Origin of the sequence: Saccharopolyspora sp. 6V (assembly GCF_020176785.1) — a bacterium.
In the GTDB taxonomy this organism is placed as follows: domain Bacteria; phylum Actinomycetota; class Actinomycetes; order Mycobacteriales; family Pseudonocardiaceae; genus Saccharopolyspora_C; species Saccharopolyspora_C gregorii.
This window is the reverse complement of sequence record NZ_JAIUKB010000125.1, coordinates 1-17,386: the sequence shown is the minus strand read 5'-3', so window position 1 is coordinate 17,386 and position 17,386 is coordinate 1. Positions and strand designations below refer to the sequence as shown.

Here is a 17,386-nt window from a genome sequence, read left to right as displayed (position 1 = left end):
TCGGCTGGGAGCACTGGCGCTGACCACCTGAGCGGCTCCGGACGGCAGAAGGGCCCGCGGGGGGGTGCCGCCCGGCCGTGGCGCGCAACCGCGCACCCGGGGGCCGGGGGATCGCCGCGCGGTGCGGGTGGGGTTCGCGCCCGCGCGGGTCGCGTTGGGTGCGGTCAGCTGGTCTTCTCGCTCGGTGCCGGGAACGGGCACCCGCGGCGGAGCCACTTCGGGTCGAGGTCGCTCGGTGGCGGGGGCGCGCCGAGGTCCTCGGGCGTGTAGCCGTGCGGGTAGTTCGGGTAGGTGCGGCTCTTCGGGTCCTGCGTCAGCTTCGAGATCCGCCGCTCCGGCAGCAGCCGCACCACCGCCGACCGCGCCTTCAGCCCACCGCGCGCCGCGGCCCCGACCCATGCCGGTGCGGCGCGGAAGCCGAACGCGGTGAGCATCGGTTCGTCCAGCAGCGCCCGCACCCCCAGCCCGACCGCGGGCCGCAGCGGCTTCGGGAACCACGAGCAGAACAGGTCCATCGTGTAGCGGCCCACGGCGTGGTTGGTGTCCGAGTAGCGGAAGTGCTCCCGCTCGTACTCGTCCTTGAACCGGCGGAACTCGGCGAAGGTCGGCGGGATGTCCTTGATGCCCATCCGCTTGCCGACGGCCAGGAAGTAGTGGAACGCCGCGTCCCGCTCGTGCGGGTGCAGCGGCCGCCAGCCGAACCGGTCGATCCAGTCCACCGGGTCGTAGACGAACGTCGACAGCACGTAGAGCATGTCGTCGTTGGAGATCACGTACCGCCCGTGCGCCCGGTTGATCACCCGCAGCGCTTGCTTGCCGCGTTCGGAGTCGTAGCCGTGCTCGGCGATCTCGGTCATCAGCAGCGCGGTGTCGTCGTAGCGCTGCTGCGGCCGCTTCTCGAACTCGCCGGTCGCGGCCAGCAGCGCCGAGATGCTCGGCACGCAGTACGTCCGGAACAGGGCGAACTCCAGCGCCCGCTGGTAGTCGAAGGGGAACTCGCATCCCGCCGAGATCTTGTAGATCTCCTGGTGGTCGGTGACCGGGTCCAGTTCCGCGATGCGCCGCAACCAGGTGCGTGCCATGGCCAACCTCCTCTGCGGGCCGGTTCCGGCCGAGCCCTCGACGGGTGCAACGAGACGGGCCCGCCGGGTGTGACGGAGGCTACTGCGGTCGCGGCGGCGGGGTCGGGAGATCGGCCCGCGGCGCGGAGGTCGCAGCAGGGTCCGGTCCCGAACGTCCGCGCCGGGGCCGTCTCGAACGCCCGCACGGGGCCGTCCGGGCAGCCCGCGGTGCCCTCCCGGGCAGGTGAGCGGGCCCGCGACGACCTTGCGACCCCGCTCGCGAGCGGCGGAGACTCGTCGGGAGCCGGGTGGCTCCGCGCGCTGGGGGAGGTGGCCGTGCGACACCACGAACGTGCACCCGCCGGGCGGGAGCCGCGCGCGGTGGCGCCCCGATCGGCGGCGCCCGAACTCGACGGCGGTCCGCGGCAGGCCCGCCTGGTCGCGCTCCAGCGCACGCTCGGCAACGCGGCGGCGGCCGACTGGGTGCGGCGTTCCCGGGGCGAGGCCGTGCAACGGGCCGGAACCGGTGCCGCGGAACGCACCGGAAACGCCGCGGCAGCGGGCCACGGCGCCGCACGGGAGAGAGCCGGGCGGGACGGCGTCGAGGAGCGCGAGCGGCGGCTGAGCGAGGAGTACGGCATCCGGATCGGGCCGCCTCCCGGCGACCGGGAGCACTTCACCCACGCCGAGCTGGACCGGATCGACACGGCGCTGGCCACCTTGCCGAGCGAAGACCTGGGTCCGAACGAGCAGCTCGTCGCCATCGAACCGGACCCGGGCGGCGCGCGCGCCAGCGCCTACGACGAGGACGAGCGCACCATCGGCATCGTGCGCCCGATCCTCGCCGGGGGGATCCGCGCACCCGGCTGGTTGTACGCGCGGCTCAACCGGGGTTCCCACTGGCAGCGCCGCCTGATGGACCACGGGGCGTTGAGCGGGATGAGCGGCGTCGGCCTGCGCCAGGACCACCGGCTCGGGATCCGCCCGGGGCGGCGGCACGTCATGGCCGGCGTCTCGGACGAGCTGGCCCACGGGAACCTGCTGGAGTGGACCGTCCGCCACGAGGTGGGCCACTCCGTCGACGCGATGGTCGAGTGGTCGGTCGAGCTCGCCGCGCAGGAGCGCTTCGGCGGCTGGCGGGTCCACGGCGGCGACGCGGACGGCGAGGTCGCGAGGGCGGTGCTGCGGAAGGCCGACCTCCTCGACGTGCTCGGCGGGCTGCCGCAGGCGGCCGCCGTGAGCACGCTCTCCGCGTTGATCCGCACGCCGGAGGTGCGCGGGAACGGGGACCGGCTGCACGCGTACTTCGAGCGGTTCAAGGCGCTCTTGGCACCGCCGGAGTTCGAGCGGCGCCGGGACCTGGCGCTGCGGTTCGTCCGGCTCGCCCTCGCGCAGCCCTGGTCCCTCGACGACGGCGGCGCGACCGTCCTCGACGTCGAGGGGCGCACCTACCACGTGGACCAGTACGACGACTGGGTCAGCTACTCGACGGCGCAGCGCCGCGCGCACGCGCTGTCCAACTACCAGTTCTCGACCCCGAAGGAATGGTTCGCGGAGGCCTACGCCGCCTGCTACGACCCGGAGCCCGGGGTGGGGGATCGGCTCCCGGCCGAGGTGCGCGCCTGGTTCGAGGCACGCCGCGGGAGTGGTGGTTCCGGGTGAATCCGGCGCCGCGCGGAGCAGTTCCGCGGGCGGCGCCGCTCACGCCGATCGGTTCGGCGGCAGCGGGGGGAAGTCGATCGGTTCGCGCTGCCCGAGGCGCTGCACGGCGGCCTGGAAATCGGGTGCCCGCAGCGATTCGCCCATCAGCCGCACCGATTCGGCGACGGCCCGCGGCCCGTCGAGGTCGAGCCCGCGCCACACCTGCTGCTTGATGACCGCCATCGACCGCGGTGAGCAGTGCGCGGCGAGCCCGCGGGCGTACTCCTGGGCGGCGGGCAGCACCTCGGCCCGCGGCAGCACGTGCTGCGCCAGGCCGAGCGCCGCCGCCTCGGCCGCGTCGATCTTGCGGGCGGACAGCAGCAGGTCCATCGCGGCGCCCACGCCGACGAGCCGGGGCAGCAGCCAGGCGGTGCCGTACTCGCCGATCAGGCCGAGCTTGCTGAACGCGGTGGACAGCCGCGCGCCCTCGGCCAGGAACCGCACGTCCGCGAACAGCGCCTGCGCGAGCCCCAGCCCGGCGGCGCCGCCGTTCACGGCCGCGATCAGCGGTTTTCGCAGCGTCATCGGCAGGTGCGGCGGATGTCCGAGCGCGGTCTCCAGGTCGGGCGCGTCGTCCCCGGCCAGCAGGTGCAGGGCGTCCGGCGCGGCTCCGCTGCAGAACCAGTCGCCGTCGCCGGTGACCACGATCGCCCGCACCTCCGGGTCGTCGTCGGCTTCGGCGAGCGCGGTGTAGTAGGCGGCGAACATCGCGCCGTCCATCGCGTTGCGCTGCTCCGGCCGGGTGAGGTGGACGGTGCGCACGCCGTCGCCGGTGCTGGTGCGGATCCCGGTGCTGCCGGTCATGCCGGGCCTCCTCCGAGGCTGAGGTCGGATCGGCCGCTTTCGCCCGGCCGTGATCCACTCTTCGCGGTCAGCGCTGACCGTAGCGGATGCGCGGCCGCGTGCGGGAGGACCGGTGCTCGGCGGCGCCCGGCCTATCCTGTGCCGGGAACGCGGCGCGAACGCGCCGGGACGAGCGTGCCGGGAGGTCGGGCCAGTGGCCGAGACGAAGCCGGGTGGGACCCGGCCGCGGAACCGGCGGGAGCTCATCATCGCCGCCGCCTCCCGCCTGTTCTACGAGCAGGGCTACGCGCGGGTCGGCGTCAGCGACATCGCGGAGGCCGTCGGGGTCGGCCCGTCCGCGCTGTACCGCCACTTCAAGGGCAAGCAGCTGCTGCTGCACCGGGTCGTGCTCGACCACCTGCACCCGTTCGAGCGGGTGCTGGGGGCGCGCTCCGACGACCTGGACGCGGTGGTGCGGGAACTGGCCGCGACCGCGCTGGACCACCGCGAGCTCGGGGTGCTGTGGCAGCGGGAGGCCCGGCACCTGCCCGCGGAGGACCGCGACGAGCTCAAGGACCAGCTGCGGGTCGTCGCGGGCGGCCTCGCCGACCTCGCCCGTTCCTGGCGGCCCGACCTGGCCGAGGAGGATGCGCGGTTCCGCGGCTGGTGCCTGTTCAGCGCGTTGACCAGCCCGTCGTACCACCGCGTGGAGCTGCCGCGGGCCCAGTTCGAGGCGCTGCTGCGGGACGTGATCGTCACCGTCGCCGGGCTGCCGCCGCTGCTGTCCGGGCGCGGGGCGGCCACGCCGGACGCGGACGCGCTGCTGCTGCAGCGCGGCGGTTCGTCCCGACGGCGCCAGCTGCTGTCCGCGGCGACCAGGCTGTTCGCCGAACGCGGCTACGCGGCCGTGACCACCGAGGAGATCGGCGCCGAGGTCGGCATCGCCGGGCCCAGCGTCTACAACCACTTCGCCAGCAAGCAGGAACTGCTCGACGCGGTGATCACCCGCGGCTCGGCGTGGCTGGAGATCGACCTCGGCCGGACCCTGGTGCGCCGGCCCGACGCGGCCGAGGCGCTGCGCGCGCTGCTGTGGTCCTACATCACCTTCGCCCTCGACCACGGCGGGTTCATCGACATCCTCGTCGGCGAGGTCGGGCACCTGCCCGACCACGAGCGGCACCGGGCGCGGCAGACCCAGCACGAGTACGTGACCGAGTGGGTGGCGCTGCTGCGCGAGGTGCGCCCGGAGCTGGACGCGGCCACCGCGCGGGTCCTGGTGCAGGCCACGTTGACGCTGGCCAACGACATGGCCCGCACCGGCACCGTCCGCGCCCCGGAGGCGGTGCGCCGGGTCGGCGCCGCGCTGATGTTCACCAGCGGCTCGGAACCCCACTAGCGGCTGTTCACTTCTCTGGACCGTGGTGGTCGTGAACCAGCGCTTTCCCGTACCGGAGCCGGGTAGGGCCTGCTCACTTCTCGGTTGACTCGCCGGACGTCCGCGGATTAGCCTCCGCTCGGGGAACCCGGGCCAGCCCGGGTTCCGGTCGTGCCGACGCGGTCCGCCCGCCGGATCGGCGCGCACGGCCGCGGAATCGTCCACGAGCGAGGAATGGCGGTCGCAGGAGCGATGAGCAGCGCGACGGAACCGGTGGGCGTCCCGCCCGCGGAGGAGCCGGACATCCACACCACCGCCGGCCGGCTGGCGGACCTGTACCGGCGCAACCACGAGGCGGTGCACGCGGGTTCCGACCGGGCCATCGAACGCCAGCACGCCAAGGGCAAGCTCACCGCCCGCGAGCGCATCGACCTGCTGCTCGACCCCGGCTCGTTCGTGGAACTCGACGAGCACGCCCGGCACCGCTCCACCAACTTCGGCCTGGACGCCGACCGGCCCTACGGCGACGGCGTCGTCACCGGCTACGGCACCGTCGACGGGCGCAAGATCTGCCTGTTCTCGCAGGACTTCACCGTGTTCGGCGGCTCCCTCGGCGAGGTGTTCGGCGAGAAGATCGTCAAGGTGATGGACCTGGCGCTCAAGACCGGCTGCCCGCTGGTCGGCATCAACGACTCCGGCGGCGCCCGGATCCAGGAGGGCGTGGCCGCGCTGGGGCTCTACGCGGAGATCTTCAAGCGCAACACCCACGCCTCCGGCGTCATCCCGCAGATCTCGCTGGTCGTGGGGCCGTGCGCGGGCGGAGCGGTCTACTCCCCGGCGATCACCGACTTCACCGTGATGGTCGACCAGACCTCGCACATGTTCATCACCGGGCCCGACGTGATCAAGACGGTGACCGGGGAAGAGGTCAGCTTCGAAGAGCTCGGCGGCGCCCGCACGCACAACTCCCGCTCCGGCAACGCGCACTACCTGGCCTCCGACGAGCAGGACGCGGTCGACTACGTCAAGGAACTGCTGTCGTTCCTGCCGTCGAACAACCTCTCCGACCCGCCCGCGTTCGACGCGGACGCCGAGGCCGGGTCCATCGCCGACGGGGTGGGGGAGTCCGACCTCGAACTCGACGCGCTGGTGCCGGATTCGCCGAACCAGCCCTACGACGTCAAGGAAGTGCTCACCCGCGTCCTCGACGACGGCGAGTTCCTGGAGGTCTCCGCGCTGTTCGCGCCGAACATCGTCGTCGGCTTCGGCCGCGTCGAAGGGCGCAGCGTCGGCGTCGTGGCCAACCAGCCCACCCAGATGGCGGGCACCCTCGACATCGACGCCAGCGAGAAGGCCGCGCGGTTCGTGCGCACCTGCGACGCGTTCAACGTGCCGGTGCTGACCTTCGTGGACGTGCCCGGGTTCCTGCCCGGCACCGACCAGGAGTGGAACGGCATCATCCGGCGCGGTGCGAAGCTGCTCTACGCCTACGCCGAGGCGACCGTCCCGCTCGTCACCGTGATCATCCGCAAGGCCTACGGCGGCGCCTACGACGTGATGGGCTCCAAGCACCTCGGCGCGGACATCAACCTGGCCTGGCCGACCGCGCAGATCGCGGTGATGGGCGCCCAGGGCGCGGCGAACATCCTCTACCGGCGCAGGCTGAAGGAGGCCGCCGAGCGCGGCGAGGACGTGGAGGCGCTGCGCGCCCAGCTCCAGCAGGAGTACGAGGACACCCTGTGCAACCCCTACGTGGCGGCCGAACGCGGCTACGTGGACTCGGTGATCCCGCCCTCGCACACCCGCGGCTACCTGGCCCGGTCGCTGCGGATGCTGGCGGACAAGCGGGAGTCCCTGCCCGCCAAGAAGCACGGCAACATCCCGCTGTGAAGGAGCCGCGATGAGCAGTCCGGACGAGAACGCGCCGCGGCTCGACGTGCTGAGCGGGGAGGACGACGGCACCGGGGCGCGGCCGCGACCGCTGCTGCGCGTCGTGCGCGGCAGCCCCACCGACACCGAGCTCGCCGCGCTGACCGCGACGATCAGCGCGCTCGGTGCCGCCGCACCGGAACCGGAACCGCGGGGACCGGTGTCGTACTGGGTCTCCCGCGCGGACCGGCTGCGGTTCGGCCCGGCGCAGGCGGCCCCGCGTCCCGGCGAGGGGGCGTGGCGCTACTCCACGCGGCCGCGCTGATGCGCGCCGCACCCGGCGCCGCGCGCGCCCCGAAGAACGACCGGCCGGTTCCCGCACCGGGACCCGCCGGGACACGACCACTGCGTACAGGGATGGTGTGAACACCATGGGGTTGAAGAAGGTTCTGGTGGCCAACCGCGGCGAGATCGCGGTGCGAGTGGTGCGGGCGTGCCGGGACGCCGGCATCGCCTCGGTGGCCGTGTACGCCGAACCGGACGCCGACGCGGTGTTCGTCCGCCTCGCCGACGAGGCGTTCGCGCTGGGCGGCACCACCGCCGCCGAGTCGTACCTGGACTTCCAGAAGGTGATCTCCGCGGCGACCCGCGCCGGGGCGGACGCGGTGCACCCGGGCTACGGCTTCCTGTCCGAGAACGCCGACTTCGCGCAGGCCGTGCTGGACGCCGGGCTGGTGTGGATCGGCCCGACGCCGCAGGCGATCCGCGACCTCGGCGACAAGGTCACCGCCCGCAAGATCGCGCTGGCCGCCGGGGCGCCGCTGGTGCCCGGCACCGAGGACCCGGTCGCGAACGCCGACGAGGTCGTCGCCTTCGCCGAGGAGCACGGGCTGCCCGTCGCGATCAAGGCCGCCTTCGGCGGTGGCGGTCGCGGCCTCAAGGTGGCCCGCACGCTGGAGGAGATCCCGGAGCTGTTCGACTCCGCGGTGCGCGAGGCCGTGTCGGCCTTCGGCCGCGGCGAGTGCTTCGTGGAGCGCTACCTGGACCGGCCGCGCCACGTGGAGGCCCAGGTGCTGGCCGACCAGCACGGCAAGGTCATCGTGGTCGGCACCCGGGACTGCTCGCTGCAGCGCAGGCACCAGAAGCTGGTGGAGGAGGCGCCCGCCCCGTTCCTCAGCGACGCGCAGCGCGAGCAGATCCACACCGCCGCCCGCGCCATCTGCGCGCAGGCCGGCTACCACGGCGCCGGAACCGTCGGGTTCCTCGTCGGCGCCGACGGCACCATCTCCTTCCTGGAGGTCAACACCCGGCTGCAGGTCGAGCACCCCGTCTCCGAGGAGACCACCGGGCTGGACCTGGTGAACGAGCAGTTCCGCATCGCCGCGGGCGGGCACCTCGACCTGGACGCCGACCCCACCCCGATCGGCCACTCCATCGAGTTCCGGATCAACGGCGAGGACCCGGGCCGCAACTTCCTGCCCGCCCCGGGCACCGTTACCCGGTTCGTCGCCCCCGCCGGACCCGGCGTGCGGGTGGACGCGGGCGTGGAATCGGGCAGCGTGATCGGCGGCCAGTTCGACTCGCTGCTGGCGAAGGTGATCGTCACCGGCGCCGACCGCCCGCAGGCCATCGCGCGGGCCCGCCGCGTGCTGGAGGAGATGCAGGTCGACGGCATCGCCACCGTGCTCCCGTTCCACCGCGCCGTGCTGCGCGACCCGGCGTACGTCGCCGAGACCGGCCTGGAGTCGTTCACCGTGCACACCCGGTGGATCGAGACCGAGTTCGACAACCGGCTCGCGCCGTTCGAGGACTCCGTCCCGCCGGAGGAGGCCGCGCCGCGCCGCACGGTGATCGTCGAGGTCGACGGCCGCCGCGTGGAGGTCTCGCTGCCCGCCGACCTGGGCGGCGGCGCACCGGCCGCGGCGGCGAAGAAGAAGCCGCGCAAGCGCGCCGCCGGTGGCGCGGGCGGGGCGGTCTTCGGCAACGCGGTCACCGCACCCATGCAGGGCACCCTGATCAAGCTCGCCGTGGAAGAAGGCGCGCAGGTCGCCGCCGGAGAGCTGATCGGCGTGCTGGAGGCGATGAAGATGGAGAACCCCGTGACCGCGCACAAGGACGGCACGGTCACCGGGCTCAGCGCGGCGCCGGGCGACTCGGTGTCGCAGGGCGCGGTGCTCTGCACGATCGAGGACTGATCGGATCCCCGCCGGGTGGTGCGAGCCCGGCGGGGGAGCCCGGTGGGGGAACCCGGTGGTGCGCCTTCGCACCGGGGTCGCCCCTCCCGCGCCCGCGGGAGATCCGACGGTGATTCCACTGTGGACGACGATGAGGTCGCGGCGGTGCGTGCGCCGGGAGCCGACACTCCTAGGAGGAACGATGGACGCGTTGTGCACCTGCCTGTGCCGCCAAGCCGGCCACCACGGCATCTGCCAGGAGACCCCCGAGCACGGCCTCCGGCTGCTCGCCCCGCAGCTCACCATGACCTCCACCGGCGAGGTGTGCCGCCCCTGCTACCAGGCCACGACCCGCCCCGCTGGCCGCCGCTTGCCGCAACCGGTCTGAGCCGGGGCTCCGGCGGCGGGTGCGCTGCTCCCGATGCGGGACTTTGGCCCATGTCAGCGGGACCGGCCCGGCCTGCATCGTGGATCGCGCGGGGCATCGCCCCCGCTCCCGCGGTCAGGAGGACGAGGTCATGGACGGCGTGCCCGCATTCCCGCCGGCGCTGGGGCTCGCACCGGAGCAGGTCGCGCAGGTGGTGCGGCTGGCCGGCCGGGCCCCGTCGCTGCACAACCGGCAGCCGTGGCTGTTCCGGGTGACCGCGGACGTGATCGAACTGCACGCCGACCTCAGCCGCCGGATGCCCGGCACCGACCCGGAGGACCGGGAGCTACGGCTGGGGTGCGGGGCGGCGCTGTACGACCTGCGGCTGGCGCTGGAGCACGTCGGCGTGCGGCCGCTGGTCACCCTGCTGCCCAGCGAGCGGGAACCGGAACTGCTGGCCCAGGTGCGGCGCGGCGGTTCCGTCCGGGTGCGCGCCGAGCAGTCCGCGCTGCTGCGCGCCATCACCGCCCGCCGAACCAACCGGCGCCCGTTCCTGGCCACCCCGGTGCCGAAGCCGCACCGCACCGCGCTGGTCGGCTCGGTGTCCGCCGAGCACTCCTGGCTGCACGTGGTCGACCGGCCGCAGCGCGCCGAGCTGCTCGGACTGGTGCGCCGGGCGCATGACCGGCAGCTGCGCGACGAGGCGTTCCGCGCGGAGATGGCGGCGTGGACGGGATTGCCGGACGGCGCGGCGGAGGGCGTGCAGGCCGCCTCGGCGGGCCCGACCCGGGAACCGCAGGACGAGTGGGTGCTGCGCGACTACTCCGGTGGGCGGGACCGGCCGCGGGTGCCGGGCAAGGACTTCGAGGACGACCCGCTGATGCTGGTGCTGTGCTCGTACGGCCGCGGCAGGCAGGCGGACCTGGAGGCGGGGGAGGCGTTGCAGCGGCTGCTGCTGACCGCGACCTCCCTCGGGCTGGCCGCGTCGATGCTCTCCCAGGTGATCGAGGTGCGGGAGACCCGCGGCGAACTGCGGGCGCTGCTCGGCGGAACGCTGGAACCGCAGGCGGTGCTGCGGATCGGCTACGGCACCCCGGTGCCGGCCACCCCGCGCCGCGCCCCGGAGGACACCCTGCTCACCGCGCCGCGGCCCGCGGTCGCGCCGTGAACCCGGTTCGCGGAGGGAACCCCTGCGGTGATCGCGAACCGTGGACCGGCGGGCGGCGATGTGGTTCCCTCCCGGTGGGACGTCCCGCCCACAACGGCGTGAGCGGGCGTCTCGTCAGCTCCCGGACCGCTCGCGGGAGCGGATGAGCACTTCCACGCCGTCCAGCACGCGAGCCAGTCCGAACTCGAAGCGGTGCGCCGCGGTCGTCGCCGCGCCGTGTGCCGAGCCCGCCGCGGTGCCCACCTTCGCCGCGGTGGGGAAGTGCTCCGGGTCGATCAGCCGGTCCAGCAGCGGGGCGTGCGCCTGCCACCACTGCTCGTCGGTGAGGCCGGTGCGCCGTTCGGCGTCGGCGGCCTCCGCGGCCCCGCGGGCGGCGGTGCGCGCGTGCCCGAGCACGAGGCTCAGCACCGAATCCATCTCGACCTCGGTGAGCCCGATGCCGTCGACGGTGCGCAGTTCGCGCTCGTACTTCGCGGTCTCCTGCGGGCCGAGCACGGGGCGGGCGGTGCCGATCTCCAGCGTCCACGGGTGCTTGCGGTGCAGTTCCCAGTTCTGCCGCGCCACGTGCTCCAGCTTCGCGCGCCAGCCGGTGAGTTCGGGGCCGGCCGGCTCGATCTCGCCGTAGACGGTGTCGAGCATGACGTCGATGAGGTCTTCCTTGCTCGGCACGTAGGTGTAGAGCGACATGGTGCCCGCGCCGAGGCGTTCGGCGACGCCGCGCATCGACAGCGCGGCGAGGCCTTCGGCGTCGGCGAGCTCGATGCCGGCCCGCACGATCTCGTCGGCGCCGAGCCCGGGTTTGCGGGAGCGGTGCTCCGGCGCTCGCCACAGCAGCGCCAGCGTCCGCGCCGGATCCCGCTTCCTGACCACCATGCACGCCCCTGTTCGCCGTCCGGGTGCTTCCGGACCGCCGTGCGCCGGGGCCCGATCGGCCACCCAGCCTAGCCAACCGCGGTCGAGTCGATCATCGTCCGGGCGGTGGGCGCTCGATCCCCCGGCGAGACCGGCGGTGCGCGGGACGAGGTGATCTCGGGGCGGTATAAGGGACCCATGCCTTCCGCCCGTGCCACCGCCGTCCTGTTCCCCGTTCCCGTCGCGGATCCGCTGCTGCGTGCGGTCGGGGAGCGGTTCCCGGGCGCGGTGCGGCCGGGGTTGCCCGCGCACCTCACGGTGCTGCACCCGTTCCTGCCGGAGGTGGACGAGGCGGTGCTGGCGGAACTGGCCGAGCTCGTCGCGCGCCGCGCACCGGTGCGGGTGGAGTTCACCGCGGGCGTGGCGCAGCGCCACCTCGACACGGGATTCGTGCCGTTGCGGCCCGAACCGGACGGTCCGCTGCGCGAGCTGACCGCGGAGCTCGCCGCGCGGTGGGACCTGCGCCCCTACGACGGCAGGTACGGCGAACCTGATCCGCACGTCACGATCGCGCTCGACGTGACCCCGCAGCGGGCGCGGGAGATCGCCGAGCACGTGGCGGGTGCTCTTCCGCCGCCCGCGCTGCTGGACGAGGCGTGGCTGGTGGAGTTCGACGGCGCCTGGTCGCTGCGGGCCCGGTTGCCGTTGCGCGGCTAATAGATCCCGTCCTCGCCGTTGGCGGCGCGCAGCGTGCGCATCGCTTCGGCGAGCGCTTCGGACCGGTCCAGCCCGAGCGGGGCGAGGACCCGGCGACGCAGGATCTCGGCGCAGGCTTCGCGGGCGCGTTCGGCCATGTCGAGGCCGTGCTCGGTGAGCACCGCGTAGGTGACGCGGCGGTCGGTGTCGCAGGGTTCGCGCACGATGAGGTCGGCGGCGGCGAGCCGGTCGGCGACCTTGGTGAAGCCGCCGCTGCTGAGCGCGGCTTCCCGGGCGAGTCGGGTCATCGGCATCTTGTGCTCGGGGGAGCGCACCAGGCGCAGCAGGATGTCGAAGGACCCGGGGGCGAGGCCGAAGCGGTCGGCGATCTCGCTCATCAGGCGTTCCTGGGTGAGGTGATAGCCCTCGATCACCAGGCCCCACCAGGTGACGATCTCGTCGTCGTCGGTGCCGGGGTCGGCCCGCGCACCTCCGTTCTCCGTCGTCCGCACCGCGTTCGTGGCGCTGCCGCCGCTCACCTGTTCTCCCCTCGGGTGGTCCGTTCGCCGGAGCGAGTCTACCGCCCCGATGCTTCGCCGGAAAGTATCTTGCGAGGAAGAGGAAATCTCGATAGCGTCCTCCCCGAGGAGCCGCGGAGCTCCCGAACGAGAACCCCGGCCGGGTTCGACGCCCGGCCCCGCGAAGGAGTTGTTCATGGCCGACCCCGTCAAGCTCAGCGTCATCTACTACTCGTCGACCGGGACGATCAACGAGATCGCGAACGCACTGGTCGCCGAGGCGGAGAAGGCCGGCGCCGAGGTGCGCCTGCGCAAGGCGCCCGAGCTGGCCCCCGACGCCGCCATCGACGCGAACCCCGCGTGGCGCGCCAACGTCGAGGCCACCCGGTCGGTGCCGGAGGTCGCGGCCGAGGACGTGGTGTGGGCCGACGCGGTGATCTTCGGTTCGCCCACCCGCTACGGCAACATCGCCGCCCAGCTCAAGCAGTTCATCGACACCCTCGGCGGCGAGTGGCAGCAGGGCCTGCTGGCCGACAAGGTCTACAGCGGCTTCACCTCCAGCGCCACCAAGCACGGCGGCCAGGAGTCCACGCTGCTGGCGCTGTACAACACGATCCACCACTTCGGCGGCATCATCGTGAGCCCCGGCTACACCGACGGCTCCAAGTTCGTCGACGGCAACCCGTACGGCACCAGCCACGTCGACGCCCAGGGCCAGCTGCCGGTGGACGACGAGACCCGCACCGCCGCCGGGGTGCAGGCCCGCCGCGTCGTCGAGGTCGCCCGGCGCCTCAAGAACGGCGCCTGACCGCTTCCGCCTGACCGCTTCGGTGGCCCTGCGGGCGGCGGAAGCTCCGGCGGTCCTCCCGGTCGGGGGGCCTTCGGCGGGAGGACCGCCGGATACCCGCGCACCCGCGCGGGTTCCCTTCCAGCAGTGGAGATTTCGATGAGCATCGCGACGAGCGGGCTGCACCACGTCACGGCGATCGCGGGCGATCCGCAGCGCAACGCGGACTTCTACCTGCGGACGCTGGGCCTGCGCCTGGTCAAGACGACGGTCAACTTCGACGACCCGGGCACCTACCACCTCTACTACGGCGACGAGTCCGGCAAGCCCGGTTCGCTGCTGACGTTCTTCCCGTGGAAGGACGCGCCCAGCGGGCGGCACGGCACCGGCCAGGCCACTACCACGTCGTTCTCGGTGCCGGAGGGCTCGATCGGCTGGTGGCAGCGGCACCTCGCCGAGCAGGGCGTCGAGACCAGCCGGGTGCACAGCCGCGACGGTGAGGAGGCGCTGACCTTCCGCGACCCGGACGGCCTGGCGCTGTCCCTGGTCGCGCACCCGCAGGGCGATCCGCGCGCGCCGTGGGAAGGCGGCACCGTGCCCGCCGAGCACGGGGTGCGCGGCCTGCACTCGGTGACGTTGTCGGTCGACCACGAGGACGCGACCGCCGAGATGTTCCGCGGCCTCGGCCTCGAATTCGCCGCCCAGGAGCAGAACCGCCTCCGGTTCACCGCCGGGGACGGCGGGCCGGGCGCCTTCGTCGACGTGCTGGTCACCCCGGACGCCCCGCGCGGCCTGGTCGCGGCCGGTGCGGTGCACCACGTTGCGTGGCGCTCACCGGACGAGGCGACGCAGGCCGCGTGGCGGCAGGAGCTCGTCGACGACGGCGTGAACGTCACCTCCATCCTGGACCGGCAGTACTTCCGCTCCGTCTACTTCCGCGAACCCGGCGGCACCCTGCTGGAGATCGCCACCGACGAACCCGGCTTCACCGCGGACGAACCCCTGCTGGAACTGGGGCGCGCGTTGAAGCTGCCGCCGTGGCTGGAGCCGAAGCGCGAGGACATCGACCGCATGCTGCCGAAGCTGGACCTGCCCGCCGAGAACAACCCGGAGGTGCTGGGGTGACCGCGCTGTCCCTGCCGCACGAGCACGCCGACGGCGCCCCGGACGCGCCCGTCCTGGTGCTGCTGCACGGCACCGGGGGCGCGCCCGGTGACCTGCGCGGGCTCGCCGAGCAGCTCAGCCCGCGGTCCCCGGTGCTCGCCCCCGCCGGGCCGGTGTCGGAGGGCGGCGCGGCCCGCTGGTTCCGGCGGCTGGCGGAGGGCGTGTTCGACACCGAGGACGTCGTGGCCCGCGCCCACCAGCTCGCGGACTTCCTCGCCGAGGCCGTGGACGCCTACGGGTGGCGCGGCAGGCGGCTCGTCGCCGTCGGCTTCTCCAACGGCGCCAACATCGCGGCCGCGGTGGCCCTGCTGCGCCCGGAGGTGCTGGCCGAGGCGGTGCTGTTCGCCGCGATGCTGCCCGTCCCGGACGCGCCCCGGCACGACCTCACCGGCACCCGGGTGTTCCTCGGCAACGGGCAGGCCGATCCGATGGCCCCGCTGGCCGCCGCGAACGGGCTGGTCGAGGCGCTGACCACTCGCGGTGCGGAGATCACGACGTCCTGGCACCCTGGCGGGCACCAGATCACCGCGGCGGGCGTGCGCGACGCCGCGCAGTGGCTCACCCGCCCCTGAAACGGGTCGGGGAGGGTGGAAGGCGGGTCGTTCGCCGGGTGGGGCGGGCGACCCGCCTTTCCCGTGCCCGGCCGCCTCTCCTGCCCGCTCGTACGCCCTGCCTAGGAGTTCCGCTGCCACCCTCCGGCGGCCGGACGCGCCTAGCCTGGACGGCATGGACGGTGACAACCCGCTCGGCGAATTCCTCCGCGCCCGCCGCGCCCAGGTGCGGCCCGAGGACTGGAACCTGCCCGCGGTGGGCAGGCGGCGGGTCGCGGGCCTGCGCCGTGAGGAGCTCGCCTCGCTTGCCGGGGTCAGCTCGGACTACTACGTGCGGCTGGAGCAGGGCCGGGAGCGCAACCCCTCGCCGCAGGTGATCGACGCGCTGGCGACGGTGCTGCACCTGCACGAGGAGGCCACGACGCACCTGCACCGCCTCACCCGGCCCGGCACCGTCCGGCGGACCGCGCGGTCGGAGCGGGTGAGCCCGAACCTGCTGCGGCTGCTGGAATCCTGGCCCGGCACCCCGGCGGTCGTGCTGGACCGCTACTACACCGTCCTCGCCGACAACGAGCTCGGCGCCGCCCTCTACGGCGGGCATCCCCACAGCGGTGATCTGGTGCGGATGCTGTTCCTCGATCCGGACGCGCACCGGTTCTTCCTGGACTGGGAGCGGGTCGCGGAGAACACCGTCGCCGGGCTGCACGCGGCCGCCGGCCTCGACCGCGAGGATCCGCGGCTGGTGGAGCTGGTCGGCGAGTTGTCCTTGCACAGCCCCGAGTTCGTGCGGTTGTGGGCGCGGCACGATGTCCGCCGCAAGGCCCACGAGTCCAAGCGGTTCTTCCACCGGCAGGTGGGGGAGATGACGTTGAGCTACGAGACGTTCTCGGTGCACAGCGCGCCGGGCCAGCAGCTGATGGTCTACCGCGCCGAACCCGGCAGCCCGTCGGCCGAAGCCCTCGCCCTCCTCGGCAGCCTCAACGCGCCGGCGGTCACCCGCCCGGACTCTTCGCACCACCGCGGATGAATCGGCCCGATCACCTGGTGCGGCCGACCGGGATCACTCGTGGTTCCGCGGCCCGCTCGCCGACACCGCCGCCGCTGCGGCCTCGGTCAGCCACGGTTCCGCGGCCGCCGTCGAGCTGAGGTTCGCGTACACCGCCGATACCCCGATCAGGTAGCGGTGGTCGTGGCGCATGAAGAGGTGCTTGCGGGCGGCGGAATATCCGGTCGAGCAGACGTCCTGCCCGGCACCGGAGCCGGGGCACCAGGTCCCGAAGTCCCAGCGCGAGTTCGCGGCGATGCTCGATCGAGCGCCCCGGGCGTCGGCGGCCGTGTCGAACGGGACGACCTGCACCGTGACGACGACCTGTTCGTCATCGCCCGCGGTGTCGTCGTCGATGCGGTACACCCCGATCATCGACGTCGAGCACCCGTAGCCGGTGAGCGCGGTGCGCACCTCGTCGGTCATCCCGAGCGCCGCCGTGCAGGGCTTGGCTCCGGAGGCGACCAGCGCGTACCTGGTGCGCTCGGTGGTGAAGGAGCTCGTGAGCAGTGCCGGTGCGGTGAACGGGGTGGGGTCGGTGGCCTCGTCGTCCAGGTCGGTGGGGTCGTGTTCGGGCTCGTCCTCGTCGGAGGTCGTTTCCGCGGTGGTCGTTTCGGCGTTCTCGGACGGTTCGGTGGTCTCCGCGTCCTCGGTGGTCCCGGGGTCGTCGGTTTCCGAGGTGTCCGCGGCGTAGCGGTCGACGGACGGTGCGGCGGACGTGCTCGGTCCCGACGCCACCCATTCCCGGATCTCGCCGACGTTCTGGAACCCGAGGAATCCGAGCACGGTCACCACGGAGGCGGCGAATCCGATGATCGCCACCCACGGGACGTCGCCGCCGGCGCCCGGTTGCTGGGTCCGTTCGTCGTCCTCGTCTTCGTCCGCCATGCCGCGCCCCCCTTGATCAGCCGCCGCCCCAACGATCGTGATCAGTGGATCAGCGTAGCGGGATCCCGGCTCGTGCCAGGGGCTTTTCAGCCGGTCGGACCGCGGAGGTCTTTGACGTGCAGGACCTCGCCGTGACGAGTGCCGTCGGCCGGGGCGAACGAAGCCGGGGAGACGCCCGTACTCGGCGAACCTCTCGGAGCGGTACAGGCGTTTCGGCGGCGTGGTCGTCCCCCGCGGAAGTCGAGGGTGAGCTGTTCGACGCCGGACGCGAAGGACCCCCCCGCCCCCCCGGGGGGGGGGGGGGGGGGGGGGGGGCCCCCGGGGGGGGGGGGGGGGGGGGGGGGCGGGCCCGCCGCCCGCGCCGGCCCGCGCCGCGGGGCGGGGGGG

The 17,386-nt window shown here is 73.7% G+C and carries 17 protein-coding genes; 12 read left to right on the top strand and 5 right to left on the bottom strand.

Annotation, left to right across the window (positions count from 1 at the left end; genetic code table 11):
* Window positions 1-164: 164 nt before the first annotated feature.
* Window positions 165-1,082: an oxygenase MpaB family protein gene (locus LCD35_RS22825; protein WP_224959135.1), complete on the bottom strand. Its 918-nt coding sequence runs from the start codon at window positions 1,080-1,082 to the stop codon at window positions 165-167.
* Between the two features lie 315 nt (window positions 1,083-1,397).
* Here LCD35_RS22825 and LCD35_RS22820 point away from each other — a divergent pair, with 315 nt between their 5' ends.
* A complete protein-coding gene (locus tag LCD35_RS22820; RefSeq protein ID WP_225044824.1) occupies window positions 1,398-2,723 on the top strand; it encodes a hypothetical protein in 1,326 nt (441 codons plus the stop codon).
* A 39-nt stretch (window positions 2,724-2,762) separates the two neighbouring features.
* Here LCD35_RS22820 and LCD35_RS22815 read toward each other — a convergent pair whose 3' ends face one another.
* On the bottom strand, window positions 2,763-3,566 hold the full coding sequence (locus LCD35_RS22815; RefSeq protein WP_224959139.1) for an enoyl-CoA hydratase-related protein: 804 nt from the start codon (window positions 3,564-3,566) through the stop codon (window positions 2,763-2,765).
* 193 nt (window positions 3,567-3,759) lie between these two features.
* Here LCD35_RS22815 and LCD35_RS22810 point away from each other — a divergent pair, with 193 nt between their 5' ends.
* The 6 genes from LCD35_RS22810 (at window position 3,760) to LCD35_RS22785 (ending at window position 10,498) form a co-directional block, all read left to right on the top strand.
* The gene (locus tag LCD35_RS22810; protein WP_224968430.1) at window positions 3,760-4,941 is read left to right on the top strand and encodes a TetR/AcrR family transcriptional regulator; all 1,182 of its coding nucleotides are present in this window, start codon (window positions 3,760-3,762) and stop codon (window positions 4,939-4,941) included.
* Between the two features lie 231 nt (window positions 4,942-5,172).
* Window positions 5,173-6,810 (top strand): acyl-CoA carboxylase subunit beta, encoded by a 1,638-nt coding sequence (locus tag LCD35_RS22805; protein ID WP_224968432.1) that lies wholly within the window; start codon window positions 5,173-5,175, stop codon window positions 6,808-6,810.
* A 10-nt stretch (window positions 6,811-6,820) separates the two neighbouring features.
* The gene (locus LCD35_RS22800) at window positions 6,821-7,114 is read left to right on the top strand and encodes an acyl-CoA carboxylase subunit epsilon (protein WP_224978090.1); all 294 of its coding nucleotides are present in this window, start codon (window positions 6,821-6,823) and stop codon (window positions 7,112-7,114) included.
* Window positions 7,115-7,220: 106 nt separating this feature from the next.
* Complete coding sequence (locus LCD35_RS22795) at window positions 7,221-8,984, top strand: biotin carboxylase N-terminal domain-containing protein (RefSeq protein WP_225044825.1); 1,764 nt, start codon at window positions 7,221-7,223, stop codon at window positions 8,982-8,984.
* A 181-nt stretch (window positions 8,985-9,165) separates the two neighbouring features.
* The gene (locus LCD35_RS22790; RefSeq protein WP_224959145.1) at window positions 9,166-9,351 is read left to right on the top strand and encodes a hypothetical protein; all 186 of its coding nucleotides are present in this window, start codon (window positions 9,166-9,168) and stop codon (window positions 9,349-9,351) included.
* 130 nt (window positions 9,352-9,481) lie between these two features.
* Window positions 9,482-10,498: a nitroreductase family protein gene (locus LCD35_RS22785; RefSeq protein WP_224959147.1), complete on the top strand. Its 1,017-nt coding sequence runs from the start codon at window positions 9,482-9,484 to the stop codon at window positions 10,496-10,498.
* Between the two features lie 114 nt (window positions 10,499-10,612).
* Here LCD35_RS22785 and LCD35_RS22780 read toward each other — a convergent pair whose 3' ends face one another.
* Complete coding sequence (locus LCD35_RS22780) at window positions 10,613-11,371, bottom strand: TetR/AcrR family transcriptional regulator (RefSeq protein WP_224959149.1); 759 nt, start codon at window positions 11,369-11,371, stop codon at window positions 10,613-10,615.
* A 177-nt stretch (window positions 11,372-11,548) separates the two neighbouring features.
* Here LCD35_RS22780 and LCD35_RS22775 point away from each other — a divergent pair, with 177 nt between their 5' ends.
* Complete coding sequence (locus LCD35_RS22775) at window positions 11,549-12,067, top strand: 2'-5' RNA ligase family protein (protein ID WP_224959151.1); 519 nt, start codon at window positions 11,549-11,551, stop codon at window positions 12,065-12,067.
* Here LCD35_RS22775 and LCD35_RS22770 read toward each other — a convergent pair.
* On the bottom strand, window positions 12,064-12,558 hold the full coding sequence (locus LCD35_RS22770) for a MarR family winged helix-turn-helix transcriptional regulator (protein WP_224968444.1): 495 nt from the start codon (window positions 12,556-12,558) through the stop codon (window positions 12,064-12,066). The two genes, LCD35_RS22775 and LCD35_RS22770, sit on opposite strands and share 4 nt — an antisense overlap.
* A gap of 202 nt (window positions 12,559-12,760) precedes the next feature.
* On the opposite strand from LCD35_RS22770, the gene wrbA reads away from it, so the two are divergent.
* From wrbA to LCD35_RS22750, 4 genes are all read left to right on the top strand, one after another.
* Window positions 12,761-13,372, top strand: coding sequence for an NAD(P)H:quinone oxidoreductase (wrbA, locus tag LCD35_RS22765; RefSeq protein WP_224959153.1), 612 nt, complete (start codon window positions 12,761-12,763; stop codon window positions 13,370-13,372).
* Between the two features lie 138 nt (window positions 13,373-13,510).
* Window positions 13,511-14,476, top strand: coding sequence for a ring-cleaving dioxygenase (locus LCD35_RS22760; RefSeq protein WP_225044823.1), 966 nt, complete (start codon window positions 13,511-13,513; stop codon window positions 14,474-14,476).
* Window positions 14,473-15,087, top strand: a complete 615-nt coding sequence (locus tag LCD35_RS22755) for an alpha/beta hydrolase (protein ID WP_224959157.1) — start codon at window positions 14,473-14,475, stop codon at window positions 15,085-15,087. Before LCD35_RS22760 ends, LCD35_RS22755 begins: the two co-directional genes overlap by 4 nt.
* Window positions 15,088-15,241: 154 nt before the next feature.
* Complete coding sequence (locus tag LCD35_RS22750) at window positions 15,242-16,093, top strand: helix-turn-helix domain-containing protein (protein ID WP_225044822.1); 852 nt, start codon at window positions 15,242-15,244, stop codon at window positions 16,091-16,093.
* A gap of 33 nt (window positions 16,094-16,126) precedes the next feature.
* Here LCD35_RS22750 and LCD35_RS22745 read toward each other — a convergent pair whose 3' ends face one another.
* Window positions 16,127-16,999, bottom strand: a complete 873-nt coding sequence (locus tag LCD35_RS22745; RefSeq protein WP_225044821.1) for a hypothetical protein — start codon at window positions 16,997-16,999, stop codon at window positions 16,127-16,129.
* Window positions 17,000-17,386: the final 387 nt, after the last annotated feature.